This is a genomic window from Pseudoalteromonas sp. P1-11 (assembly GCF_001399995.1).
GTDB classification, from domain to species: domain Bacteria; phylum Pseudomonadota; class Gammaproteobacteria; order Enterobacterales; family Alteromonadaceae; genus Pseudoalteromonas; species Pseudoalteromonas atlantica.
Genome location: NZ_LJSP01000003.1, coordinates 491,590 through 517,704, shown reverse-complemented (window position 1 = coordinate 517,704; position 26,115 = coordinate 491,590). Strand labels below are relative to the sequence as shown.

Below are 26,115 nucleotides of genomic sequence, written 5' to 3'. Positions count from 1 at the left end.
ACACAATAAGCGCTACATAATAAGCGCCTTAATAGCCTCTAAGCCTTTTCTGAGAGTAGCTTCATCGTTAGCGTAGTTAATGCGTACGCACTGGTGTTTGTGCTCCCAGCTATCTTCAATGCCAATAAAAAAGTTATGCCCAGGAATTATATATACATCTTGCTCTTTTAGTTTTTGATAAAGCATTTCGCTGGTTATTTTTGAGTCTTTAAACCATAGCCACATAAAAAACGCGCCTTCGAGTTTATGTAAATAGACAGGTAAGTCTGCAAAAATTTCATCAAACAGGTTTATGGCTATCTCTGCTTTATTTTTATAAAAAGGCAATACCGTATTTTTACACAAAGGCAGTAATTCGCCTTCGTTAATTAAGCGGGTTACTAAGCTTGGGCCAATAGCGTTAGGCGATAACACCATAGAGCCGTTAACACGGCCAATGGCTTTAATTATTTCGTTATTGGCAACCACAATACCAGTGCGCAGGCCTGGCAAGCCCAATTTTGAAAGCGACATACACAATATAATGTTTGAGTTCCACGTAAGGTTTGCATCGGTGTAAATACAGCCCGGGAAAGGGTCGCCGTAGGCGTTATCAATAATTAGGGGAATATTGTACTTGTGTGCAAGGGCATCTAGGTGGCGTACTTCCTCATCGGTAATGACATTACCAGTTGGGTTGGTAGGGCGCGATACGCACAGTGCACTAATACTGGTATCGTTGGCTAATACGTTTTCTACCGCGTCAAAATCAATGACATATTTAAACTGCTTAGAGCCACTGGGTGTATTTAAAATTTCGATGTCGGGCTTTATTGCCACAAACATATCATCAGATAAACCTTGGTCGGCGTAACCTACGTATTCAGGCGCAAGCGGAAACAATATACGCTTATTAGTGCCATCGCTCATTTTGCCCGCAAGCATATTAAACAATACAAAAAAGTTAGCTTGGCTGCCGTTACCCAGTGCTATGTTTTGTGGTGTTAAGCCCCAGTCAAACTCGCTATTGAGCTGTTTAGCAAGAGCCGCTCTAAATTCGTCATTGCCAGTTGGCCCGTCGTACAAACCAAATACTTGCGATACTTTATTACTGGCTACTAGCTTTTGTAATTCATCTAAAAATACAGCATTAACCTGTGGTACGTGTGCAGGGTTACCGCCACCTAGCATAACAATATTTGGATTATTGCTTGCGTTAGCGCTGCCTAAATCTTCCATAAGCTGCGTTATTCCGTTGGGTTGTGTAAATTTAGTACCAAAATTTGAGTAGTTCATAATACCTATGTGTGCGCTAATAACGAGGAGGGCAGTATAGCGTAAATAAAGGGCTTTATTTGCATGTTGAGAATAATTCACGGTTTAGAACTTTAAACCCTTTAGGGTATAATTAACGCACTTTTATTCGCTAGGCTATTGTTATCAGTAATTTTGAATCGACTTTACATCACATTACGCTTGAGACTGAACCTGCCGCTGATTTAAACGCGCCTGTAGTCAAAGACACGCAATTTAAAATAGCCACGTTTAATTTATTTAACTACCTTGAGCCGCCTAATGCGTATTACGATTTTGAAAAAATTTATACCGCAGAGCAATGGGCGCGCAAACAGCGTTGGATTGTAGATTATTTAAATGAGTACGCGCCTGATGTAGTAGGTTTTCAAGAAGTATTTAGTATTGAATCGCTAAAGGCGTTAATGGCGCAGAAAGGCTATACATATTTTGCTGTGGTTGATACACCAGAGGTGATTGATGATTTTATTTTTAAACGCCCGGTCGTGGCAATAGCGTCTAAATTTGAGATTGTTGATGTGGCTGCGGTTAAGCACAATACCGAGCTTGTTGAAATGCTTGGCCTTAATAGTAATTTTACGTTTAGCCGTAAGGTGTTAAGAGCCACCATTAAATTACCCCATGTAGGTAATACCGACTGTTATGTAGTGCATTTTAAGTCAAAACGAGCCATGATTGAAAGTGATGAAAGTACTACTAGCTCAGCCAAAACCGAGCCGCTCTCAAGCGAAAAAAACATAATAGACACTCTCAAAGCAAATGTGGCCGGCTCGTGGGGCTCAACCATTCAGCGCGGAAGTGAAGCCACTTTACTAATGATAGAAATGATTGCCCGACGCGAAGCTACACAACAGCCTATGGTGTTAATGGGCGATTTTAATAACGACCTAGCCGATGGCGTGTTGAGCCATTTACTAACGAATACATTGCGATTTGCCCCAGCGTTTGATGTTAAAACATACCTTGCTAAATATTGCTTAAATGACGCATGGCAGTTATTTAAAACACTAAAAATGAGCCAATTTACGGCGCACAACACACAGCAAAACGCTGGCAGCCATGCAGATGCTCAACAAAGTAATGGCCCCTCGGCGCCGTTATTAAATCGCAGCCCTACCCATTACTATGGAACGAGTAGTACGGTACTTGATTATATTTTACTCTCGTGTGAATTTGACCCAAGTTACGATGATAGCTTTTATGAAGTGAGTGATTATCATACATACGACAGGCATTTAATAAACCCAGAATACGAACGAGACGATTTAACAACCGATCACGCAGTGGTATCAATTACCCTAACGTTAAGGAGTTAATAAGTGGGTAACATTTATAAATAGCTTTGCAGCTTTTACATTATTATTGAACTTATAAATTACAAGTCATTAATTATAATGAACTTATTTTAGGCTTAAAACTTGTTGTAACTACTGAGTTAAAACAATTTTAAGGACATAAAAATGACTGAAGTTGCGCTTTCTGCCTATATGGCGTTTTACGTTTATTTAATAATGTTAGTGGTACAGTGGTCGGTAGCTACCTTTAGCAAAGCTAAACAACCTAATGCTGTACCGGGTAAAATTAGCGATGATTTATCGCACGACAGTTTTATATTTAGAGCCCACCGTACTTTTCATAACACACTAGAAAACAGCGCGTTGTTTATTGGTACTGTGTTGTTTGCATTTGTTATAAATTACCAAAGCCCTATATTTGCCATGTGCGTTTGGGTGTATGTAATAGCGCGATTAATTCATATGGCGCTGTATTACGTTATAGCCACAGAGAAAAACCCAAGCCCACGCACGTACTTCTTTTTAATCAGTTTTATAGCCAATATTGTCATGCTAATTTTAATTGGTTTAAGATTAATGGCTTAATATCATGCGGTTAAAGGCTATTAAACCGTTAGTATAAAAAAGCGAAAGGGCTGTAATTAGCCCTTTTGCTTTTTAGTTTAATCTACACCAATAAACCCACCGGTTTGATGCGCCCAAAGGCCAGCATAAATACCATTTAGTGCAATGAGCGCTTCGTGGCTGCCTTGCTCTACAACGCGTCCTTCATCAAGTACAATAAGTCTGTCCATTTGTGCAATGGTCGATAGCCTGTGAGCAATGGCAATTACAGTTTTACCTGTCATTAAATCATCTAGGCTTGCTTGTATTGCGGCTTCTACTTCTGAGTCGAGCGCGCTGGTGGCTTCATCGAGTATTAAAATAGGTGCATTTTTCAGTAATACCCGCGCTATAGCGATACGCTGGCGTTGCCCACCAGAGAGGGTTACACCGCGCTCGCCTACTTGAGCATCAAACCCTTTATTGCCTTTGCTATCTTCTAAATCGCTTATAAACTCGAGTGCTTTAGCTTGCTTGGCAGCGCTGAGCATTTCGGCTTCTGAGGCATCGGGCCGGCCGTATAAAATATTATCTTTTACAGAGCGGTGAAGCAGGGAAGTGTCTTGCGTAACCATGGCTATATAGCGGCGAAGGCTTTCTTGGCTTACATCGGTAATGTTTTGGCCATCAATTTTAATCGTCCCCGAATCGGTATCGTAAAAGCGCAGGAGTAAATTAACTAATGTTGATTTACCAGCGCCAGAGCGACCCACTAAGCCAATTTTTTCACCGGGTTTGATATGTAGGTTTAGGCCGTTCATTACCGGTCCGCGATTGGTTTCGTTAGCGGCTTTGCCGTAGTTAAAGTGAACATTTGAAAACGCTATATCGCCCTTAGAAACGGCAAGCGTTTTTGCATCGGGTTTGTCATCTACTTTAATGGGCGTAGATAAGGTTTTCATGCCATCGGTTGCGGTACCAATGTTTTCAAACAAGCTGCTTATTTCCCACATGATCCACTGCGCCATGCCATTTAATCTAAGCGATAAACTAACCGCAACAGCAATGGCGCCTGCGCTAATTGCACTTAACGACCATAAATAAAGGGATAGTGCGGCCACACTAAATACTAATAAGTAATTTAGGCTATTAATGGCAAAGTTAAGGCTGGTTACTAAGCGCATTTGCTTATAAACAGGCTGTAAAAATACATCCATACTTTGTTTAGCGTATTGCTCTTCACGTTGTGTGTAAGAAAAAAGCTTAATGGTCGATATATTTGTATAGCTGTCAACTATACGGCCGGTCATTTCAGAGCGCGCATCGGCCTGCGAGCTGGCAATTTTTTTAAGTTTTGGCACAAAGTACATTTGAATAGCGGCATAAATAATTACCCACACTAAAAGCGGTAGCATTAAACGCCAGTCAGCTTCTGCAACTAAAAACACCATAGCGCCAAAATAAACCACAATATACATTAGTACATCGAGCAGTTTCATTACGGCTTCTCGTACGGCCAGTGATGTTTGCATTACTTTTGTGGCAATACGCCCTGCAAACTCGTTTTGATAAAAGCTAACACTTTGGCGTAGTAAGTATCTATGCGCCGACCAACGAATCGACATAGGGTAATTACCCAGTAATGCTTGGTGCAAAATAGCCGAGTGAAAAAACACCACTATAGGCAATATCACTAAAAGCACTATCGCCATTTTTATAAGTTCGGCTTTTTGCTCTTGAAATAGGGTTTGCGGTGTGTAGGTGCCCAACCAATCAACCAGTTGGCCCATATAGCTAAATAACGATACTTCTAAAATGGCAAGCAGGGCAGCACTAACAGACATTAAAACTAACGACAGCTCCATACCTTTAGTGTAATGACGACAAAACGCAAATAAGGTAGAGGGCGGCTGCATTGGCTTTTGCTCAGGAAATGCGTTGGTCATTTTTTCGAATAATCGATACATTTTATAAACTTAAATGACAAATAATAGAAAAGGATCATACCATTTAAGTGGCGCGCTGTAGATTTTTAGCGACTAATTTACACTGCTACTTTTATCGAATAGGGTTTGTGAGGTTTACGCCTTTAATCATGTAAATGTCGTCATAGCGTAAACCGCCATTTCCGTAGGGCTTTTTATGTGGGCCCGTATTACAGTTAGCTAAAAAATAGCTAAGTGGGCGTTCGCGTTTCATTCTAAAGGTGGCATTTTTATACACTAAGGTTTGGTTTTTAAATTCGCCGCCTTGTACATATACATTATATTGCTGGCCTTGCATTTTTACCGATGCATTATTAACAACGTACCAAATGTTGTACCAACTGTTTGTATCAAGTGGTTTAGCCGATTGCGCTTGTGCATAGTTTTGGATATTACTATAGCCCTTATCAGTTTTGACCATTAGCGCCCCGGTATTAACTAACCCATTTGATTCGGTTTTATCGGTGACTCGTAAAGTGGCTTCAAAGGCGTCGTAGCCATGAACGTTTATTTGCTCTGGCTCTAAGTTACTTAATCCAAAAGCATGGTTATTTGGAAAAGAGGCGACGTTAATACGGGTAAAAAAAGTGTAGGTTTCGCCAACGGGCACTGTTTTTGGAAGCTTTTTATAGCTGAGGGCCTTGCGATTGCCGACAATACCATTTTCGGCAGGCTTTTTAATTAAAAAATGGTTAATCCCTTTGGCTGTGTCTTCAGCTTCTATTTTAGTTACTTGTGGGTTAGCGACATAAGGTTGAGTTTGATTGTCTGTGTCAACCTTTGTCCAGCCTTTTAGCGGCTGTTCAAAGTTATCTACTAATAGCCATTTTGCAGAGGGGGCATTTTGATTGTTTTGGCTACAGGCTAATAATCCTGAGCAGGCCACTAACAGTAAGCTGTATTTAACGCGCATAATCCCTCTTTTACTAATGTAAGTATAAGTATATAAATTGGTAAACCAATATATGACTTTTAATTTTTCAAACTTAAAATTTATATAACCAATTTGATGTAAATTAGTCAACCAATATTGTGTTTTATCTATTCTACTGACGTTTATATTTTAAACGCGTAAAATACCTAACAACACGCAATTAAAAATAATAAAAGGGATTATATGTATACTGGAACGTGCTTATGTAAAGCGGTAAGTGTTGAAATTAAAGGGGCTATTTCTCAAATTATTCATTGTCACTGCTCACTATGCAGAAAAAACAGCGGAACTGCTTTTGCCACGAATGGTTTTGTAAACACTCACGAATTTACACTTACCAAAGGTGAAGATAATTTAACTGAATTTAATTTCAAACCTGGGCGTGCGCGCTTTTTTTGTAAAACATGTGGCTCACCTATTTACAGTGCTAATGCAGAGGATAAATCTCGCTTGCGAATACGCCTAGGGTTGATAGATGACGATATTACTGAACAGGTAATATCGCATAATTTTGTTACCTCTAAAGCCAATTGGGAGCAATTGGAAACACATTTGCCGTGCTATGAAAAACACGAACCAGGTCGCTAAATTACTCTATGTGATAAATGCTGTTTATGTCGCTGTGAAGGGTGGGCGCCCACGTTTTAAATAATGGCGAATGGGCTATTTCTTCTTTATTAATGTGCACTAAGCTTTGCTGAGAAAGCATCACGACAATATTTTTGTATTCGTTAAACTCTATAAGGGCAATACAGCTAAAATGTTGCCTAAACAGGACGAGTAAAGCTTGGAGCTCTTTTCCTGTTTTAGGGTTTAAATTTATAATAATTTGCGCATTTAGCCCGCTGCAGCAACGTATGTTTTGCCAAAATACGCTGTTAGATAAAAAGTCTTGATGTACATCGCCACTAAAAATATCAATTGTAATGACATTGTATGTGCGCGTGCACGTTGCAACAAACAGCTCTGCATTTTGTAAGTGCACTGTATGATTAGCGGGCAAGTTAAAATGGTGCTTAGCAACGCTTATCATCGCGGGGTTTATTTCTACACTGTCAAACACAGCTAAGTTATTTATATAAGCCGTTTTGTTATGTAAATAATGAATGGCTCGCTCAATGCCCGCAGTACCTAAGCCTAAATTTAAAACCCGTAGTGGCTCAGCTGTTTTAAGTAAAAATAACAGCATACATTGATTAACCGCAATCAGTAATTGCTCATTCTTATTAAGGCTCATCACCCCTTGAATAGTGATATCGCTTTGTGCATTTTGGGCAAGTGTTAACCAGCGATAGGCCGTATTTTGATAAACACAAATAGGCCCATATTGGTTGTTACTAGTGGCAATTAAATTAGCAGAGACAGTGTCGGCTTTAAGCTGGCGCATAGGTTACAAATACAAATAAAACACCCCATTAGTTTGCCACGAAAACACGCTATGTATATAGCGTATTTATGTAACAAGGTTTGTAATACGCTTGGTTACTTAAAAGAGGGGAGTACTTATGTGTGGCTAAATTTTACAGTTGAGCTTACTTGTATAAAGCTTTAACTCAAAATAGTTGCACTAAATAGGTTGTTGAGTAATGGTAAGGTAAAAAATAAGGAGCTTATAATGCGCAAAACCCCTTTTTCTATTACAACTAAACTTATTAAATTGAGTACGTTAGCCTTTGCTTGTACGGCAGGATTATCAGCACACGCTCATGCCAGCATAAAATATGAAGAACAACAAAAGCTACATGATATTGCAGCGCAGGTATCAGCTAAGCGTATTGGGAGCGACATACAAACGCTGGTGGATTTTGGTACCCGCCATACGCTTTCTGAAATTAAGTCAGATACACGGGGCATAGGTGCTGCACGGCGTTGGATCAAAAAAGAGTTTGAAAAAATATCAGCGCAATGTGGTGGTTGCCTAGAAGTTATTGAAGTTAAAGACACTATATCAGGTGAAAAACGAATTCCTAATCCTGTTGAAGTGGTAAATATAGTGGCCATTCAGCGTGGTAGTACTGAGCCAAACCGAATGGTTATTATGTCGGGCGATATTGATTCGCGGGTGAGCGATGTAATGGACTTTACCAGTGATTCACCGGGTGCTAATGATAACGCTTCAGGCGTGGCAGGGGTTATTGAAGCTGCACGTGTACTAAGCAAGCATAAATTTAATGGCTCAGTTGTATATGCAGCGTTGTCTGGCGAAGAGCAGGGTTTATTTGGCGGTAAAATACTCACAGCGTATGCACAAGAGCACAATTGGCAAGTACATGGCGTTTTAAATAACGACATGATTGGCAATATTACCGGTATTAATGGCGTTACCGACAATACAACGGCGCGTATTTTCTCAGAAGGCACGCGTGTAGTAGAAACGAAACAACAAGCAAGAACGCGCCGTTTTACAGGTGGCGAAGTCGATTCGGCGAGCCGTAATTTAGCGCGCTATATAGATACAATTGCCGATAGGTATATTCCAAATTTAGATACGATGTTAGTTTACAGGTTAGATAGATTTGGCCGGGGCGGGCACCATAGACCGTTTAACGATGCAGGTTTTGCAGCAGTCAGAATTATGGAAACTAATGAGCATTACGACCGACAACATCAAGATTTACGTACAGAAAATGGGGTGGTTTATGGCGATACCATAGATGGCGTTGATTTTGACTACACAGCAAAGCTTACATCACTGAACGCAGTAACAATGGCTTCAATGGCTTGGGCGCCAGCTCCCCCTAAGCAGGTAAAAATTGAAGGCGCAGTTAAGGCCGATACTACGCTGTCGTGGCAAAGTTCAGATGATGATAATATAGCCGGTTATCGTATTTATTGGCGCTATACCAGTGAGCCACAATGGCAATTTAGTCAAGATGTGGGCAATGTAAGTAAAGCTACACTTAAAAACGTTGTTATAGATAATTACTATTTTGGTGTTGCAGCGATAAGCAAAGACGGGATTGAATCGCCAGTGGTGTTCCCAGGTGATGTAGGCTCGTTTGATCACAATATAAAATAACAGCGATTTATTATTGCTTAAGTGCAATTGTGATTAAAAACAAATCAAATGGTGTATTTAAGGTGCAAAGCAGGTGTTTTATGCTTGCACCTTATTTGTTATGCACTTAGAGTGTAGAAAAAAAAGCAGTAAAGGTTAATAAAATGCAGCAAGAAGAAAAAAAACCATTAACAGCGCAAGAGCAAGCACAAATAGAGCAACAACGGGTTGCTTGGCAACGCGAGTGTTTTCAAAACGCCCAAAAATACTTAGCAGAAAAAGGCATTATGCCTAAATCAGTAATAGACAAAGATAGCCGCTTTTTAGCGCCATTGTGTGCTATGTGGAAATTTAAAGCGCAAAACGGCAAGAGTTACTGGGTAATAACAGGGCGCTTACCCACTGATCATGCAGAAGTAAGTGCAGCAAAAGATGCGCGCGATGCTATGCGTTATTTTTCATTACAATGGCAGTTAAAAGCAGATCAAATAATGAGTGTTGGCGCGCGTGATAAAACCCAGGTCGACTTTGCTAACTTACTTATAAACCGTGCTCACGGCTTATACGAAATGCATGAAAACGAGCAACTTTGGGCTAATGAACCAAAATAAGGTATCGCTTGTATAAACGTAAAAAAGGGCTATTAATGGCCCTTTTTTAATGTACTAATGTAAATGGTTTAGTGACAAACTCAGACACTTGGCATTGCATTCGCTGCCTAGGTATACCTGCTTCCATAAAAACACCGCCTTGTTGTATAAAGCCGTTTCGTTTAAAGCGTTCAACTTCGTTTAAAATACAATTAATACTAATAACTTGGTGCCCATCGTTAGCGGCAAGATTAACAATAAAAGTAAGTAATGAAGTATAAACCTGGCGATTACGGTGTGCGGGTAAAACGGCTATTCGGCCTATTAAACCATCTGTACACAGCCTACCTGTGGCTACGGGGGCGTTACTGTTGTGAGTAACTAGCACATGGTGTGCTAGTTTGTCTTGGCTATCAAATTCTATTCGTTTGGGTATGTGTAACTCATACACAAATACTTTTTCACGTATTTGTTGTAGCTGGTCTTTTTGCCTATCCCACTCGACCTTATTAATTTGATAGCCCATAGCGCACCTCTAATTAAACCACAACCCCTCATTAACTAGTGTAGTAAAGGTTTGAATAAAAACTAGGCTGGGCTGCGCTGTGTTTAAATCATCGGTATTAACATAATCATGATCTGTTAATAGTTTAACGGCATTTAAGTCGCAAAGTGGTAACGGGTAGTTTTCGCCATTAATACTTAATAATAGGGTGTCTTCTAGCTGCTGATAGATAGCACGTACGCCGCCTAAACGCTCAAATTCTTCTGCATTGTTTGCTATAAAATCACTCATTTGCTCGCAGGTTATAGGCTCTTCAAGCGGTGCTAAGTCCATTTCGTGCTTGGCTTGGCTTAAGGTATTACCAAGCCAATGCTTAAATAGCTCATCGTTATTAAGTAGCGCTTGCATAAGGGTTTTAACTTTATCGGTTTCGCTCTGTAAAAGCTCACCTTTAGAGTCCCTAAGGGCTAAAGTGTGATCGGTATAGCGTTTTTGGCCGCTGTCGGTATCAATAACATGATCGGCAAAACTAGAAAATAAGTCTTGTTGATTAGGTGCTCTAAATCCAACCGAGTAGTTAAGGGCGTTTTCTATTGCATAACCTTCGTGAGGGCACCCAGGTGGTATATATAAAATATCGCCGGGCTCTAAAATACAATCTATAACGGCTTCAAATTGCTCAACTTGTAGTAGTTTTTTATTTTGCGCAAATTGTTTAAGTGTTGGATCAGGCAGGCCAACACGCCAATGACGCTTACCCTGGCCTTGAATAATAAATACATCGTACTGATCTAGGTGCGGACCAACGCCACCTTTAGGGGTTGAGTAGCTGATCATTAAATCATCTATTCGCCAGTTAGGTATAAACCTAAATGGTTGAAGCAGTTGTGCTGCATCGCTATGCCAATGATCAACCGCTTGTACCAATAAAGTAGCGTGTTGCTCAGTTAATTTTTCAAAGTCTTCAAATGGGCCTTGGTATGCTTGCCAATCGTTATTGTGGTTGGTAACAATTCGCGACTCTATACTTTCTTCCATAGCAAGACCGGCAAGCTCTTCTGCCTCTATTGGGTCTTGAAAGGCTGTAAAGCCTTGTTTAATTAATAGCGGTTTTTTTTGCCAGTATTGGTTTAAAAATTCTTGCTCACAGAGGTTGTTTATTTTTAATTGGTACATAGAGTTGGCCTATAATTTTTAGTACAAAAAAAGCGAAAGGGATTATCCTTTCGCTTTTTATATGCGCAATTTAGTATTTAAACTAAATCGTCAATAAACTCAACAGCGCGGCCAATGTAGTTGGCTGGTGTTAGTTTTTTCATTTCTACTTTAGCGTGCTCTGGCAGGTCTAAACCATCGATAAAGTCGGCCATAATCTCTTGATTTACACGTTTACCACGCGTTAAATCTTTAAGTTTTTCGTATGGTTTTTCAATACCGTATTTACGCATAACCGTTTGAATTGGCTCAGCAAGTAATTCCCAGTTTTGATCAAGCTCATCAAGTAAACGTTGCTCATTTACTTCAAGCTTGCTTACGCCTTTAAGTGTAGATTGATACGCAATAAGCGTGTAGCCCATACCCACACCTAAGTTACGTAAAACGGTTGAGTCGGTAAGGTCACGCTGCCAACGAGAAACAGGCAGTTTTTGTGCAAGGTGAGCAAATATAGCATTTGCTAAACCTAGGTTACCTTCTGAGTTTTCAAAGTCGATAGGGTTTACTTTATGCGGCATTGTTGAAGAACCGATTTCGCCAGCAATGGTTTTTTGCTTAAAGTGGTTAAGGGCAATGTAACCCCAAACGTCACGATCAAAATCAAGTAAAATAGTGTTAAAGCGAGCAATAGCATCAAATAGCTCGGCAATGTAGTCATGCGGCTCTATTTGTGTAGTGAACGGGTTAAAGGTTAAACCAAGGCTAGTTACAAAGTTGCTTGCGTGGGTATGCCAATCGTAATCTGGGTAAGCACTCAGATGAGCATTGTAGTTACCTACAGCACCGTTAATTTTACCTAGCATTTCTACCTGTGCGATTTGGTCGCGTTGGCGTTTTAAACGCATGTATACGTTAGCAAACTCTTTACCCATTGTTGAAGGCGTAGCTGGTTGGCCGTGGGTACGCGTCATCATAGGTACTGCTTTGTACTCAATGGCTTTTTCTTTTATAGCGTTAAGTAGTTGGTCGCAGTATGGAAGGAGCACATTATCACGAGCTTCGCTTAGCATTAAACCATGAGATAGGTTATTAATATCTTCTGATGTACAGGCAAAATGGATGAACTCGTTAATAGCGTTAATTTCGCTGTTATCGGCTACTTTTTCTTTTAGTAAATATTCTACCGCTTTAACATCGTGGTTAGTGGTGCGTTCAATGTCTTTAACACGCTGTGCGTCTGCTTCGCTGAAGTTATCAACAATGGCATTTAAAAGTGCATTGGCTTGTTCGCTAAATGCAGGTACTTCTTTAATATCGCTTGCTGCAGCTAAGGCTTGCAACCAACGCACTTCAACGGTTACGCGGTATTTGATTAAGCCAAATTCGCTGAAAATACTGCGTAGTTCAGTGGTTTTGCTGCCGTAGCGACCATCCACTGGAGAGATAGCGGTTAACGCTGAAAGCTCCATAATAACTCCTAAATTTTAGTTTTGAACGATAATTAAATGTTTGTTTTTGCAGTAGCGAGAATTTTTCTTTTTGCAAAGAAAAAGTGACGGCGTTTACCGCCCATTTGTCGCCATAATACAGCACTGCGAATTCCTGCTAATAAAAGGGCACGAATTTTATTTTGCGTTTGCTGCTGTTTTAATAACTCGGGTTTACCATAAACCTGAATTCGGTGCCCAAGGGGGCTCAGCACCGACGAGTATATATCTGCTAAACCGGCAACTACGGTGTCATCGGTTATGGCAAAGTGATCTAAGCGACGATGAATGTCGTCGATACGACGGCCAAGTTCAGCTAAGCTTTTTGGCTGGTTATTTAAAATACGTTCAAGCTGCATTAAACCACCTACGTACTTAACTATTTCAACATCTTTTTGAGCGCCAGCAGTAAGCTGCGCCATTAATGTTTTATAGCCGTCGCGCAAGTTATGCGTACCTTGATAAACATCAACCGGCGATGCGGGTGATGTTTGTACAATACTTGTAAATAGCACGTCTAAGTCTGAATCGTTTGCGCTGCCGTATTGCGCAATTTTTTGTACTTGTTTAGCCACTTGGCACATGGCGGCAAGCGCCATGACTTGGTGTTGATTCATTACTTAATCACCGAATCTATAATACCGCCACCTAAACACACATCATCGGCATAAAAAACAGCTGATTGACCTGGTGTAACGGCTTTTTGTGGTTCATCAAACAATACACGTGCCATACCATCTTCCCCAACGAGAAGAGTACAATTAATATCTTCTTGGCGGTAACGGGTTTTAACGGTGCAGCGCGTTGTACCTTGAGGACCAACACGGTCTACCCAATGTAATTGATTGGCGTTTAAGCCATTACTGTAGAGCTGAGGGTGGTCTTTACCTTGTCCGACAACGAGCACATTGCGCTCAACGTCTTTATCTACAACGTACCATGGCTCGCCAGAGCCTTCTTTCATGCCACCAATTAACAAGCCTTTACGCTGGCCAAGTGTATGATACATAAGCCCTTCGTGCTCACCTACGTTGTTGCCGTCAGTATCTTCAATCACACCAGGTTGAGCAGGTAAAAACTTTTGTAAAAAGTCTTTAAATTTACGCTCCCCAATAAAACAAATACCGGTGCTGTCTTTTTTATCGTGGGTGATTAAGTCTTGCTCTTCTGCAATACGGCGTACGTCTGGTTTAGCTATATCGCCTACTGGGAAAAGCGTTTGGCCTATGTGTTCATGGCTTAAGGTATATAAGAAATAGCTTTGATCTTTGTTATCGTCTAAGCCTCGGCACATAACGTATTTGTCGTCTCGTAGTTCACGACGAACATAATGGCCTGTTGCAATATAATCGGCGCCAAGTGCTTGTGCTGCAAATTCTAAAAAAGCTTTAAATTTAATTTCTTTGTTACACATAATATCTGGGTTTGGCGTACGGCCCGCTTTGTACTCTTCTAAAAAGTACTCAAAAACGTTATCCCAGTATTCGGCTGCAAAGTTAACGGTATGAAGCTCGATGCCTAATTTGTCACACACTGCTTGTGCATCTTTTAAATCTTCAGCGGCTGCACAGTATTCGTCATTGTCGTCTTCTTCCCAGTTTTTCATAAACAGGCCTTCTACTTGGTAGCCCTGTTGTTGTAATAAATATGCAGATACAGAAGAATCAACACCGCCGGACATACCAACGATGACTTTAATGTGACTATTTTCGCTCATGAATAATTTCGCTTATACAGATTGCTGTTAACTTGGAAAGGCCGCGATTATAGCACGCATTTTGTTTTTGCTTAAAGGGAGGAGTGGCGCAAACACACGATTTTGTAGTTATTTTATTCATATAATAAATAGCAAATAAGACTGAATCGCATTTAACATAAAAAATGATGAAAAATTTAAATAAGTCATTGTAAAAAGATTTTTCGGTGCCATTCTTACTCTATTAAATGATAATAATGCTTTTATTACCTTGTTCTTGCTTGTAAATTCAGCTGCCAGTAAGATTTAGCTTATTAGACTCACTTTTTATTATAAAAATATTTTCAACGGAATGAATATATGAATTACGCCTTCCAGGTAAAAAAGCTTTCAACGTTAATACAATATTATGCTGCAAACTCACGCGATGAACTAAATGAGTTGCTCATAATGCCTACAAGCGACTTAAAACGTGATACGTATACGCTTTTTCATGAAGTTTTTGAGCACACTTTACCCTCAGATGCCAAGCAAAACAGTCCTATTGATGAGATTTTCAATGCTGTCTCAAGTTCTTTTGAATTAGTTGACGAGTCAGAAACTGCCTTGTTTGAGATTATGAAACGCTGGTGGGATGAATGGTATTTTGCATTAAGTATGGATAATTCGCTTTCTAATGAAAAAGAAGATGCGCCATACAGTTTCCTTTCTAAAAAAATGCATCATCCTATGAAGCGCCACGAGATGAGCCACTACGCCCATTTATTTACTATTTTGCCTATGCCTATCTCTAATGTGTGTGCTAAAACCGGTGATATTATTAGAGTTAATCAGCGCTTTATAGATGTATTTGGTTATACCGTTGATGACTTACCTAACTTAGAGCAGTGGTGGGTTAATGCATACTCAGATCCTCACTATCGAGAGTCCGTGAAAAAAACGTGGCAATCGGCGTTAGAAATTGGCAATGAAACAGGGCAAGACATCCCCGCGCATGATTACCATGTTACTTGTAAAAACGGTAATACAATTACCATGGAAGTATCTGGAATCAATTTGGGTGATGAATATATTGCTGTATTTAATGATGCGACCAAGCGTTTAGAAGATCAAAATATTTTACGCGACATGGCATTTTTAGATTCGCTAACACAAATAGCAAATAGACGTCGTTTTGATGAAAAGCTAAGTAAAGAGTTTGAAAAAGCCGTTGAGTGTGGTGACGATTTGGCGATTATATTAATCGATATTGATCACTTTAAACTCTTTAACGACCGCTACGGGCATGTTGAAGGTGATTTATGTTTGTATAACGTGGCGCAAGCAATAGCGTGTACGGTAAGCCGCACCGAGGACTTTGTGGCGCGTTATGGCGGAGAAGAATTTGTTGTATTGCTGCCTCAAACCGATAAACAAGGGGCCTTATTTATTGCTGAGCATATTCAAAAGGCAATTGAAGAGCTGCACATCCCTCATGAAGACAGCTTTACCGGCTACTTAACCCTTAGCATGGGTATTCACGCAATTAATAAGGAGGATAGTTGCGATCAAAAAGAGTTTATTAAGGCCGCCGACAGCGCACTTTATTATTCAAAAAGGCAAGGACGAAATTGTTTAGCATTAAGTTAATTTATAGCCTTGGACTATTTATATAGCTTTGAGAATTATATAAAGCGTAGATGTTTAATTATCCTCGTAAATAAAGTCTACGTGTTGAATAGGGCGGTTTAGGCTGTCTTCAATACATTTTAAAACTAAATGGCTTCTTAGAGGCAGTGCTTTTATGTCTTCTAAACTGTGCCAGTTGGCACTAATTATATCTGCATCTTTTGGGCAGGGCTCAGTGGTGACTTGAGTGCCATCAAACATAAAACAAAAGCGTAAGTAATGCACCCCATTAGCCGCATGTAAGTTATAAACACCGATTAAGCCCGTGGGCGTTAGGGACAAACCTGTTTCTTCAAAAAGCTCTCTGCTGGCTGCTTGAGCCAGTGTTTCGTTTACTTCTAAATGGCCAGCAGGTTGGTTATAACAAATATTAGAAGTAAATTTATCTCGCTCTTTTACCAGTAAAAAACGCTCTCCTTTTTTTACTACAGCAGCCACCGTTACATGGGGTTTATGCATTTACCTTACCTTTTATAACACTGTACTGTGCGCTGTTTATGCCATCTAGCGTGTAATTGCCAATACTGTAGCGAATAAGCCTTAATGTAGGGTGCCCAACGTGGGCGGTCATACGGCGAACTTGCCTATTACGCCCTTCATTAATTGTAATACTTAACCACGTTGTAGGAATCGACTTTCGCTCTCTTACCGGCGGTACGCGAGGCCAAAGTTTTGGCTCGTCAATAATTTTTACGTTTGCGGGTAAGGTCATCCCATCTTTTAGTTCAACACCTTTACACAGGGCATTAATGGCCTCTTCACTAGGCTCGCCTTCAACTTGCACCCAATAGGTTTTATTGGTTTTTTTATTCGGTGCGGTAAGGGTATTTTGAAGCTTTCCGCAGTTTGTTAAAAGTAACAAGCCTTCACTGTCTCGGTCGAGTCTGCCTGCAGCGTATACATCTTTAATGGGAATAAATTCAGCCAAGGTTTTTCTATTGGCATCGTCTGTAAATTGGCAAAGCACATCGTAAGGCTTGTTAAATAAAACAATTTTTCTATCTTTAGGCGCTATAGCGGGTTTAATTTCACGCGAAGTTGTGCTTTTTTTAGTGAGCGCGCTGCGTGAGTAAGTTCTACCCGTAGTGCGTTTAGTGGTACTTTTACTTGCGCGATTATGCATTGGTTTGTTCGCCATTAAATACACCTAGCGGGCTTGGGTAAGCCGGCAATTTTTGTGGCTTGTTTTGCAGGCCCCTTGGGAAATAATTTATACAAATAAATACTATTGCCTTTGTCCTCGCCAAGCGCTTTAGCCATAGCTTTAACAAGCATTCTTATTGCTGGGCTGGTGTTATATTCTAAGTAAAAATTGCGCACAAAATTAATCACTTCCCAGTGTTGTTCACTCAAGATAATGTTTTCTTGCTCGGCGATAATGGGGGCTAACTCTTTTGTCCACAAGGTGTAATCTAGCAAGTAGCCTTGTTTATCAGTGTCGATTTGTTGATTATTAAATTCAAGCATGGATTACCAGGTAATAGATTGGTTAGTAGATAGAGTAAGGGCAACAAACTCATCGTAATTAATAAGTGTTTGGGCTGGGCTTAGTTTAACTGCGCGTGCCTGCGCATCCTCTAAAAGCAACAATAGCGAATCGTTTAATTGAAAATACTGCTTAGCGGCATAACAGGCATCACCAACAAGGAGTACTTTATCGGTGCCTTTAATTAAGTTTTCAAGCTGAGTAGAGTCGTAATAAGCCAGTGGCTTTGAAAAAATATGTAATGTACTCATAGGTTCACCACAAAGTCTTGCTGGCCGATCAGCTGCTGTTGCTCAGTGTAATTGAGGCTGGTTGAATCAATAATTAATTGAGATTTGCTTAAGTTATAATCGAGTAACGATTTTTCACATACATATATGTTTTCTACTTCATAGATTTCAAGCGTTTTGATGTTTTTAAAAAAATCTTTTACACCAAGTTGCTGTGTTGATTGATTATGTTTTAAAGCAAGCACTGCAGGGCCGCTAAATAGCCAGCTAATATTTTGATCAACTGCGGCAAATATTAGTGCCATGTCTAGGGCATCGCGGGTATTAAGCTCATCAAAGGGGCTGGATTGGCTCATTACTAAAACGTTTTTCATTTAAACTGTATCCATTTATCTGCATCACTCGCTAGCATGGCAAATTCTGCAAGCCCGGCTACAGTAAAAACACCTGTTTGGCTTGTGTTTAAGCCGCGTTTTTCTGCTGCGGTAATACATAGCATTAAGTTAACGTTTTTATCTGCAAGTTGTTGCCATTGCGTAGGAATTTGCAGTTCGTCAGAGGCTAGCTCAAAGTGAGCTGATGCGTGATAAATCCCATTTTGATACAAAAATATCGCATCTATGGTGTGGCCTTGTGCTAAACATGCATTCGCAAACTTTATAATACGTTGCGTTGAGTCATGATCTGAAGGAGGAGTATGTAAAGAAAGAACAAATCGCGCCAAAACAATTCCAATAAAAAAGCCCCAATAAAGGGGCTATTTTAACAGAACTATTTAATTAGTCATCACTTGCGCCAAGAAGGTGCAGTAAAGAGGTAAATAGGTTATATACGTTTAAGTATAGAGCGACCGTCGCGCGAATGTAGTTAGTTTCGCCGCCATTAATAATACGGCTTGTATCAAATAAGATTAAGCCAGACATAATTAACACAACAGCAGCGTTAAGCACCATAAACATTAGCGAGCTGCCAATGAAGATGTTAACTATGCTTGCAACAATAACCACTAGTAAGCCTACTGTTAAAAAACCACCCATAAATGAGAAGTCTTTTTTAGTGTTTAATGCATAAGCCGATAGACCAAAAAATATTAATGCAGTAGAACCAAGCGCCTGCATAATAAGCATAGGGCCATTAGGCATAGCTGCATAATAGTTAAGTAGTGGGCCAAGGCCTGCGCCCATACAGCCTGTAAAAGCAAACACCCAAAACACGCCTGAGGCTGAGTCTGCTTTTTTGTTTACAACAAATAATAAACCAAACGAAACCAGTGTGAACACAATTCCCATAAAGTAAGGTAATTGTAATGCCATTGAAATACCCGCCGTAACAGCACTAAATGCTAATGTCATGGCCAGTAAGAAATAGGTGTTTTTAAGTACCTTGTTTGTTTCAATGGTCGACATTACCGGTTTAGCGGTATTGTACGAATGATTAAATGCCATTGTAGAGCTCCTTTAAGTGAAACATGTTTGTTTCGATAATTTAACTAAAATTAGATTACCAACTCTTATATGTTTGGGCAAACCTTTGTAGATCAATAGAGTGTTATTTTTTAATTAAAGTTCATTAAAGCATCAAAAAGAAATTATTTGTTTCATCTTTAAACAAATTAATTGTTTTTTAAGCACTTAAACAATTATTTTAAAAAAAAGCTTCACAAAGCCAATGGGTTTCCCTATTATGCAGGCCGTGCGGAGAGATGGCAGAGTGGTCGAACATAGGTTTGTAGCCTATCTAGGGTTCAAATCCCTATCTCTCCACCACCTTATTACAATAATTATGAGTACACTCTTACTTGTAATTTATAGCACTTTCGGAGAGATGGCAGAGTGGTCGAATGCACCGGTCTTGAAAACCGGCATGGGTTTGTAGCCCATCTAGGGTTCAAATCCCTATCTCTCCACCATTATATTAAAGCCCGCTTTTAGCGGGCTTTTTTGTTTTTACGCTTTATTATCAGGCCACCTTAGGCTTCCTCGCTTATTTGCCCATTTCGGTTTGCTATTAACCGCTATTAACATATCGATGTACTACTTTTATTTTTTAGATTTTAAAATTGGTAATTAAAATAGTATGTTGTGGCTCAAGGCTAATTTACCTTCAAGAAAACTTATTGTTTATCGTGCAATGATTCTCATTGATAACGTTGTTTGTTTTATTTGTATTCCAACCTTTTGGCACAATTAACGATACATCATCACTTTTGCAGCTTTGCTGTGCTGTATACCTACGACGTATTTAATATTGCAATCTAAAGGTTAGGTTTTATTGACGATAGCGCCTATAAGGTAGTGAACTTAGTCTTATAGGCGACTAAGCAGCGCAAAGTAAGTGTGGGCTGGCAGCACAATGCGTGTTTGTTTTTTGTTAGCAAAACCATTTATTAAACCATTCACTAAACAGCCCAACATAAATTAAATCTTCAAATTATCACACCTTTCAAAGGGGGTTAAATACCTTTGCTATAAACGCTAAGGTATATTTTTATAAAATTAAAATGCCTAGTTACAGCAGTTTAAAGAGTGCTTGTTTTCCCATCATAAATTACGACCATAGTCTCTGTTTCTAACCTTAAGAACTTGGTGCATGCTTAAGATAATGTTTGTAGTGTGTATTTAGGAACTTATATGAAACATCAACTAGCCAAAAGTGTCGCGCTTTCTTTATTATCCCCTGTGATTGTTGGTAGTTTACTTGGCCTTTATTATGGGCTCACTATGAATGGCGATGCGGCTACCATTTTCTTACAACTACTGATGAGTGCAATCGCGAACGCACATATTGTTGGACTGACTATGGCCGCTTTTGTCGTACCGGGTTATTTGCTTATGTTTAAGTATGCAAAAGTGAATTATTCAGGTGTACTGACTCTTGGGCTGCTCGGTGGCGCAATATTTAGTTATTTACTCAGTGCTACAACAGGCGAGATATTTTTAATTAATAGTGTAATGGCCGCTTTTGCCGCAGGACTATTTTTATTTGGCCTGCGTAAAACATCAAAAAAATAATTGCAGAAATATTAATCAAGCGTGCTGAAAAACGGCGCTATTTCTGTTTTTTTGCCTGTAAAAGGTTTCAATTTTTCACGACAAAGAGTACCTTTAGCTACTGTCTGTTTAATAAGAAGTAGTTTGGTATGCAAAAGCACGATTTTTACCAGTCATTAGTTAAGCAAACTGAATCACTAATTGCTGGTGAATCTAATGTCATTGCTAATATGGCTAACGTAAGTGCGCTATTATTTACCTCATTAGAAGATGTAAATTGGGCGGGCTTTTACTTTATGGATTCGCCAAGTGAATTAGTGCTTGGGCCTTTTCAAGGTAATCCAGCGTGTATTCGTATCCCTGTTGGTAAAGGGGTGTGTGGTACGGCTGCAGCAACGTTAGAAACTCAACTAATTGAAGATGTGCATGCGTTTGATGGCCATATAGCCTGTGATGCAGCGTCTAACTCTGAGATTGTTGTACCTATCATGAAAAATGATAAAATAGTTGCTGTTCTTGATATCGATAGCCCAACTATTGGTCGATTTGATACTGATGACCAAGCAGGTCTTGAAGCATTAGTTAAATGCTTAGAGGCAAGCTTATAATGAAAGACTTGCTAAATGTTCAAGACTACCTATTCGCAGTACAAGATGTAGGCGATTGGGAAGGGGAAGAAGAACATGTAGCGGAAACGCTCAATGATTTGATTCACATAGCCTGGGATAAACTTCCAGATGATTTAGATTGTGAATCAATCGATGAAATAATAAATGGTATTTGGGAACACCTTCGAGGTGATTTGGCTGTACTTGAAGCCGACTTCGAAGAGTTAATCGACTGGGTAATACACTACGTTGACTCGTCCCTTGATGAAAAGATGTGAAAAATAGGTTCTAAAATGGAAACCACAAACAAGCTAAAAGATATTAATGAAGTGCTGGAATTTCTTTATCAAGAATTTCCACAATGTTTTAAACAAAAAGACGGTATTAAACCGCTTAAAGTCGGTATTTTTAAAGATATTGCCGAGCGTATCGAAGGGTCTGAAAAAGTAAGTAAGACTCAAGTACGTCAAGCGCTTAGAAAATACACGTCTAACTGGCGTTATTTAGAAGCTGTGACTAAGTCAGAGTTTCGTATTGATCTTGATGGCAATCAAGGTGAAAAAGTTGAGCAAGAGCACATTGACCACGCTCAAAAAGCACTAGAAGAAAGCCGTGCTAAAATGGCAAAACGCAAAAAACAACAGCGTCCACGGCAAGATTCAGATTCTAAATCTTTCAAGAAAAAACCAGCCCACGCTAGCAAAAACAATGCACAAGCTAACAAACCAGCTAAAGCAGCCCCTGCTAAACGTTCAGGAAAAGTTGAACCTTTACCTGCAAGTGAGGTCAAGGTTAATAACAAGGTTAAGGTTAAACTTGGCCAAGCACTTGTAAATGCGGTAATTACTGAAGTAAACAAAGACGAAGTTCATGTTGAATTAGTAACAGGCATGCAAGTTAAAACCAAAGCTGACAGCTTATACATTATTTAAGTTGTAAATAAATTAAGGAGTTGTGTATGAGTAAAAAGTTTACGCTCATTCCGTTAGTTGCTGCCCTGTTTTCGGGTTCTTTATTCGCTTCAGTAGAAGCGGCAAAACTTGAAGACTTGCCTGTACTTAAACAAGAAAGTCAACATGGCACTGCCAGCAAACGAGTGGCTAACTTATTTGCTCGTTCACACTATACACCGGTTCGATTTAACGATGCGCTTTCTAGCAAAGTGTACGATCGTTATATCGAATCCCTTGATTTTAATAAAAGTGTGTTTTTAGCAAGCGACATTGCTGCGTTTGAAAAATACCGCAACGATTTTGATAATGCGATTACCACCGGTAAGCTTGGCTTTACGTTTGATATCTTTAACTTAAGCTTAAAGCGCCGTTTTGAACGTTATGATTATTCTTTATCACTACTAGATAAAAAAATGACGTTTGATAAAGACGATGAATACTTTTTTGACCGTGAAGATTCAGCATGGCCTGCATCGCAAGCTGAGCTTGATGAAATTTGGCGTGAACGCGTTAAATACGATGCCTTGCGTTTAAAAATGACAGGCAAAGATTGGGAAGGGATCAAAGAGGTCCTTACCAAGCGTTATAAAAATGCACAAAAACGTTTAGTTCAAACAAATTCAGAAGATGCATTTCAAATTGTAATGAACTCGCTAGCGCGAAGCATTGAAGCGCATACGTCGTACTTATCGCCGCGCCGCGCAGAACAATTTAAAATGGATATGGACTTAGAGCTTGAAGGCATTGGCGCCGTTTTAAGCCCAGATGAAGATTACACCGTTATTCGTAGCTTAGTTCCAGGTGGTCCTGCCGATAAAACAGAGCAGCTTAAAGCTGACGATAAAATTATTGGTGTTGCCCAAGATCAGAAAGAGTTTGTTGATGTTATTGGCTGGCGTTTAGATGATGTAGTTGATTTAATCAAAGGCCCTAAAGGCACTAAGGTACGTTTACAGTATCTTAAAGGCTCTGATGCACATGGCACGCCTAAAGTAGTTGAAATCACCCGTGATAAAATTCGCTTAGAAGATAGGGCAGCTAAATCTGAAGTATTTGAAGCCAGTTATTCAAATTTAACTTCAAAAATTGGTGTTATTGAGATCCCAGGCTTTTACAACAATCTTTCAAAAGACGTTAAAGTTGAATTAGCTAAACTTAAAGAAGAAAACGTAGACGGTATTATTATTGATTTGCGCCAAAATGGCGGTGGATCATTATATGAAGCTACACAGCTATCAGGCTTGTTTTTTGACCAAGGTCCGGTTGTACAAATTCATACATTAAATAACCGTATCGAAGAGCAAAAAGACCGTGACGGAATTACCTACTACGACGGCCCATTAACTGTTTTAGTTGACCGTTACAGTGCTTCAGCCTCTGAAATTTTTGCCGCCGCAATGCAAGACTATGGCCGCGCAGTAATTATAGGCGAGCAAACCTTTGGTAAGGGAACGGTTCAGCAGCACAAAGGCTTAGGTCGTGCGTACGATTTATACGACAACGACTTAGGTAGCGTACAATACACTATTGCTAAGTTTTACCGTATAAACGGCGGCAGTACTCAACATAAAGGGGTTATTCCTGATATTTCATTTCCTTCTGCGATAGACCCAGCAGAGTGGGGCGAGAGCAAGCAAGATAATGCATTGCCGTGGGATAGCATAGTACGAGCTAAGTATAATAGGCAGGGTAATTTAACGCCTGTAATCACTTATCTTGAAAAACAGCACGAAGTACGTATTAAGTCAGAGCCAGAGTTTGGTTACGTATTTGATGATATTGCCCGTTACAATGAAGAGAAAGACCGCAAAACTATTTCTTTAGTTGAAGCAGACCGTATTAAAGAAAAAGATGAAAATGAAGCACGTACTCTAGCGCGCACTAATGAGCGTTTAAAGCGTTTAGGTAAAGAGCCAATAGAAAACCTAGATGATGTACCTGAGGTAATTGAAGAGCTTGACCCTTTCTTAGAAGAGGCAGCACTGATCACTCAAGATTACATTAACTTTGGCCGTATCGCTAAAAAATAAACACGTGTTTACCCCGTTTAAAAGGCGCTTTTTGCGCCTTTTTTGTTACCTAAATTTCGCTAAATTGCTATAATCGCGAATTACTAAATTGAGTTACATTACTGTGGCTTAAAAAAAGCATTGATACGCTAAAAATAATAAATAACCACGCCACGATATGTGGTGTGCAGGAGTCACTATTTTGAAGCCTTTAGAAAAACCGATTAAACCCGCCTCGTTTTTTGATGCACTTGTTCCTATCTCTGTTTTAATTTGCCTTTTAGGCGCAGCGGTATATTTATTTGGCGATAATTCGTCATCAGGTCCTAACCAAATAGCGTTATTATTTGCCACCTTTGCTGCGGCACTAATAGGGCTAAAAAATGGCTACACGTGGAAAAAGCTTGAAGAAGCCATGATTGAAGGTATTACCTTATCATTGGGGGCTATTTTAATTTTATTAATGGTGGGTGCCTTAATTGGTACTTGGCTGTTGTCGGGCACCGTGCCAACGCTCATTTATTATGGCTTACAGGTTATTAACCCAAGCTGGTTTTACGCCGCAAGCTGCTTAATTTGTGGCATTGTTGCAATGAGTATAGGTAGCTCTTGGACCACAGCTGCCACCATAGGTGTGGCGCTTTTAGGGGTGGCCACCGGGTTAGGGCTTGATCAAACTGTGACGGCAGGGGCGGTTATTTCGGGTGCTTACTTTGGTGACAAACTCAGTCCGCTTTCTGAAACTACTAACTTAGCACCGGCTGTTGTAGGAGCTGATTTATTTGAACATATTCACCACATGTTATGGACTACTGTTCCTAGCTTTGTCATTGCATTAATCATTTTTATATTTATGGGCTTTAATGCAACTGCCTCGAATGAAGCCGGCAGGATTGACGAAATAACAGCGATTTTAGAGCAAAACTTTAATATTGGCTTTGAAATGTTAATTCCATTAATTGTGCTGCTAGTTTTAGCTATTAAAAAAATGCCAGCGTTTCCGGCAATTTCAATTGGCGCTGTAATTGGTGCTGTGTGGGCAATGTTGTTTCAGTCTGATTTAATTGCGACACAAATCGACCTTTCTCAGGGTGAGTTGGTTGGTTATTTTAAAATTATTTGGACGACTTTTTTCGATGGTTTTAGCATCGATACAGGTGATGACAAAATGGATTCACTACTCAGTGGTGGCGGAATGGCAGGTATGTTAACTACAACATGGCTGATCATGACGGCTCTTATGTTTGGTGCCATTATGGAAAAAACCGGTTTATTAGATATTTTTGTTAAGAGCATTTTAAAAATTGCAAAAAGCACAGGCTCGCTTATTACATCAACCATTGCTACTTGTGTGGGCACAAACTTAATAGCGGCTGATCAATACATTGCTATTGTAGTGCCAGGTCGTATGTTTAAAGAAGAATATAAAAAGCGTGGCTTAAAGCCCGTTAATTTATCGCGTACTTTAGAAGATGGCGGCACAATAACAAGCCCGTTAATTCCGTGGAATACCTGTGGTGCGTACATGCAAAGCGTTTTATTAATAAACCCATTTGACTATGCCTTGTATGCTTTCTTTAATTTAATTAACCCTTTCTTAGCTATTATTTATGCGTACGTAGGCATTAAAATTTTACGCATTGAACCCAAGCAACCTGCTTAAATCTAAATAGCTCCTTTTTTAAGGAGC

At 39.7% G+C, this 26,115-nt stretch carries 28 protein-coding genes and 2 tRNA genes; 14 read left to right on the top strand and 16 right to left on the bottom strand.

Translation table 11 applies throughout. From position 1 onward, the window contains the following. Positions 1–12: 12 nt before the first annotated feature. Positions 13–1,275 carry a valine--pyruvate transaminase gene (locus tag AN390_RS08025; RefSeq protein ID WP_055253823.1) on the bottom strand — a complete coding sequence of 421 codons (1,263 nt, stop codon included), beginning with the start codon at positions 1,273–1,275 and terminating at the stop codon, positions 13–15. 239 nt (positions 1,276–1,514) lie between these two features. Between AN390_RS08025 and AN390_RS08020 the strand changes: the two genes are divergently transcribed. After that, the gene (locus tag AN390_RS08020; RefSeq protein ID WP_055253760.1) at positions 1,515–2,609 is read left to right on the top strand and encodes an endonuclease/exonuclease/phosphatase family protein; all 1,095 of its coding nucleotides are present in this window, start codon (positions 1,515–1,517) and stop codon (positions 2,607–2,609) included. A gap of 144 nt (positions 2,610–2,753) precedes the next feature. Further along, positions 2,754–3,173 (top strand): MAPEG family protein, encoded by a 420-nt coding sequence (locus AN390_RS08015; protein WP_029772660.1) that lies wholly within the window; start codon positions 2,754–2,756, stop codon positions 3,171–3,173. Between the two features lie 77 nt (positions 3,174–3,250). On the opposite strand, the gene AN390_RS08010 is transcribed toward AN390_RS08015, so the two are convergent. Beyond that, positions 3,251–5,098: an ABC transporter ATP-binding protein gene (locus AN390_RS08010; protein ID WP_055253758.1), complete on the bottom strand. Its 1,848-nt coding sequence runs from the start codon at positions 5,096–5,098 to the stop codon at positions 3,251–3,253. Between the two features lie 91 nt (positions 5,099–5,189). After that, positions 5,190–6,029: a hypothetical protein gene (locus AN390_RS08005; protein ID WP_055253756.1), complete on the bottom strand. Its 840-nt coding sequence runs from the start codon at positions 6,027–6,029 to the stop codon at positions 5,190–5,192. A gap of 204 nt (positions 6,030–6,233) precedes the next feature. Between AN390_RS08005 and AN390_RS08000 the strand changes: the two genes are divergently transcribed. Beyond that, positions 6,234–6,638: a GFA family protein gene (locus AN390_RS08000; RefSeq protein ID WP_055253754.1), complete on the top strand. Its 405-nt coding sequence runs from the start codon at positions 6,234–6,236 to the stop codon at positions 6,636–6,638. A 1-nt stretch (position 6,639) separates the two neighbouring features. Here the strand turns inward: AN390_RS08000 and AN390_RS07995 are convergent, their stop codons facing one another. After that, entirely contained in the window at positions 6,640–7,437 is a 798-nt protein-coding gene (locus AN390_RS07995) for a hypothetical protein (protein WP_055253751.1), read from the bottom strand. Positions 7,438–7,665: 228 nt separating this feature from the next. On the opposite strand from AN390_RS07995, the gene AN390_RS07990 reads away from it, so the two are divergent. Then, entirely contained in the window at positions 7,666–9,069 is a 1,404-nt protein-coding gene (locus tag AN390_RS07990) for a M28 family peptidase (protein ID WP_055253749.1), read from the top strand. A gap of 143 nt (positions 9,070–9,212) precedes the next feature. Next, positions 9,213–9,659 carry a DUF4826 family protein gene (locus tag AN390_RS07985; protein WP_029772653.1) on the top strand — a complete coding sequence of 149 codons (447 nt, stop codon included), beginning with the start codon at positions 9,213–9,215 and terminating at the stop codon, positions 9,657–9,659. 46 nt (positions 9,660–9,705) lie between these two features. Here the strand turns inward: AN390_RS07985 and AN390_RS07980 are convergent, their stop codons facing one another. From AN390_RS07980 to mnmA, 5 genes are all read right to left on the bottom strand, one after another. Then, positions 9,706–10,164, bottom strand: coding sequence for a GNAT family N-acetyltransferase (locus AN390_RS07980; RefSeq protein ID WP_055253747.1), 459 nt, complete (start codon positions 10,162–10,164; stop codon positions 9,706–9,708). Between the two features lie 9 nt (positions 10,165–10,173). Then, positions 10,174–11,319 carry a cupin domain-containing protein gene (locus tag AN390_RS07975; RefSeq protein WP_055253743.1) on the bottom strand — a complete coding sequence of 382 codons (1,146 nt, stop codon included), beginning with the start codon at positions 11,317–11,319 and terminating at the stop codon, positions 10,174–10,176. A 77-nt stretch (positions 11,320–11,396) separates the two neighbouring features. Beyond that, on the bottom strand, positions 11,397–12,767 hold the full coding sequence (gene purB / locus AN390_RS07970) for an adenylosuccinate lyase (protein WP_024033516.1): 1,371 nt from the start codon (positions 12,765–12,767) through the stop codon (positions 11,397–11,399). A 32-nt stretch (positions 12,768–12,799) separates the two neighbouring features. Further along, positions 12,800–13,402, bottom strand: coding sequence for a high frequency lysogenization protein HflD (hflD, locus tag AN390_RS07965; protein WP_055253741.1), 603 nt, complete (start codon positions 13,400–13,402; stop codon positions 12,800–12,802). Beyond that, a complete protein-coding gene (gene mnmA / locus AN390_RS07960; RefSeq protein WP_055253739.1) occupies positions 13,402–14,502 on the bottom strand; it encodes a tRNA 2-thiouridine(34) synthase MnmA in 1,101 nt (366 codons plus the stop codon). Before mnmA ends, hflD begins: the two co-directional genes overlap by 1 nt. A 339-nt stretch (positions 14,503–14,841) precedes the next feature. Between mnmA and AN390_RS07955 the strand changes: the two genes are divergently transcribed. Further along, positions 14,842–16,110 carry a sensor domain-containing diguanylate cyclase gene (locus AN390_RS07955; protein WP_055253737.1) on the top strand — a complete coding sequence of 423 codons (1,269 nt, stop codon included), beginning with the start codon at positions 14,842–14,844 and terminating at the stop codon, positions 16,108–16,110. A 54-nt stretch (positions 16,111–16,164) separates the two neighbouring features. On the opposite strand, the gene AN390_RS07950 is transcribed toward AN390_RS07955, so the two are convergent. Genes AN390_RS07950 through AN390_RS07920 form a run of 7 tightly spaced genes read right to left on the bottom strand, consistent with a single transcriptional unit; the run spans position 16,165 to position 19,310 of the window. Then, on the bottom strand, positions 16,165–16,608 hold the full coding sequence (locus AN390_RS07950; RefSeq protein ID WP_055253736.1) for an NUDIX domain-containing protein: 444 nt from the start codon (positions 16,606–16,608) through the stop codon (positions 16,165–16,167). Continuing rightward, a complete protein-coding gene (locus tag AN390_RS07945) occupies positions 16,601–17,287 on the bottom strand; it encodes a pseudouridine synthase (RefSeq protein ID WP_055253734.1) in 687 nt (228 codons plus the stop codon). The genes AN390_RS07950 and AN390_RS07945 overlap by 8 nt, the downstream gene beginning before the upstream one ends. After that, complete coding sequence (locus AN390_RS07940) at positions 17,287–17,616, bottom strand: TusE/DsrC/DsvC family sulfur relay protein (protein WP_004586720.1); 330 nt, start codon at positions 17,614–17,616, stop codon at positions 17,287–17,289. The genes AN390_RS07945 and AN390_RS07940 overlap by 1 nt, the downstream gene beginning before the upstream one ends. Positions 17,617–17,619: 3 nt before the next feature. After that, complete coding sequence (locus AN390_RS07935; RefSeq protein ID WP_055253732.1) at positions 17,620–17,886, bottom strand: DsrH/TusB family sulfur metabolism protein; 267 nt, start codon at positions 17,884–17,886, stop codon at positions 17,620–17,622. Then, complete coding sequence (tusC, locus tag AN390_RS07930; RefSeq protein WP_055253730.1) at positions 17,883–18,239, bottom strand: sulfurtransferase complex subunit TusC; 357 nt, start codon at positions 18,237–18,239, stop codon at positions 17,883–17,885. The genes AN390_RS07935 and tusC overlap by 4 nt, the downstream gene beginning before the upstream one ends. Continuing rightward, entirely contained in the window at positions 18,236–18,589 is a 354-nt protein-coding gene (tusD, locus tag AN390_RS07925) for a sulfurtransferase complex subunit TusD (protein WP_004586717.1), read from the bottom strand. Before tusD ends, tusC begins: the two co-directional genes overlap by 4 nt. 55 nt (positions 18,590–18,644) lie before the next feature. Further along, complete coding sequence (locus AN390_RS07920) at positions 18,645–19,310, bottom strand: Bax inhibitor-1/YccA family protein (RefSeq protein ID WP_004586716.1); 666 nt, start codon at positions 19,308–19,310, stop codon at positions 18,645–18,647. Between the two features lie 251 nt (positions 19,311–19,561). On the opposite strand from AN390_RS07920, the gene AN390_RS07915 reads away from it, so the two are divergent. The 8 genes from AN390_RS07915 (at position 19,562) to nhaC (ending at position 26,088) form a co-directional block, all read left to right on the top strand. Beyond that, positions 19,562–19,631, top strand: a tRNA-OTHER gene (locus AN390_RS07915). A 52-nt stretch (positions 19,632–19,683) separates the two neighbouring features. Next, a tRNA-Ser gene (locus AN390_RS07910) sits at positions 19,684–19,774 on the top strand. Positions 19,775–20,495: 721 nt separating this feature from the next. Continuing rightward, positions 20,496–20,876 (top strand): hypothetical protein, encoded by a 381-nt coding sequence (locus AN390_RS07905; protein WP_004586715.1) that lies wholly within the window; start codon positions 20,496–20,498, stop codon positions 20,874–20,876. A gap of 128 nt (positions 20,877–21,004) precedes the next feature. After that, positions 21,005–21,463 (top strand): GAF domain-containing protein, encoded by a 459-nt coding sequence (locus AN390_RS07900; protein WP_004586714.1) that lies wholly within the window; start codon positions 21,005–21,007, stop codon positions 21,461–21,463. Continuing rightward, positions 21,463–21,741, top strand: a complete 279-nt coding sequence (locus tag AN390_RS07895; RefSeq protein ID WP_004586713.1) for a hypothetical protein — start codon at positions 21,463–21,465, stop codon at positions 21,739–21,741. The genes AN390_RS07900 and AN390_RS07895 overlap by 1 nt, the downstream gene beginning before the upstream one ends. 15 nt (positions 21,742–21,756) lie before the next feature. Beyond that, positions 21,757–22,395: an RNA chaperone ProQ gene (gene proQ / locus AN390_RS07890; RefSeq protein WP_004586712.1), complete on the top strand. Its 639-nt coding sequence runs from the start codon at positions 21,757–21,759 to the stop codon at positions 22,393–22,395. 26 nt (positions 22,396–22,421) lie between these two features. Beyond that, positions 22,422–24,446 carry a carboxy terminal-processing peptidase gene (prc, locus tag AN390_RS07885; RefSeq protein ID WP_055253727.1) on the top strand — a complete coding sequence of 675 codons (2,025 nt, stop codon included), beginning with the start codon at positions 22,422–22,424 and terminating at the stop codon, positions 24,444–24,446. Positions 24,447–24,627: 181 nt separating this feature from the next. Further along, positions 24,628–26,088 carry a Na+/H+ antiporter NhaC gene (nhaC, locus tag AN390_RS07880; protein WP_173644030.1) on the top strand — a complete coding sequence of 487 codons (1,461 nt, stop codon included), beginning with the start codon at positions 24,628–24,630 and terminating at the stop codon, positions 26,086–26,088. Positions 26,089–26,115 lie beyond the last annotated feature (27 nt).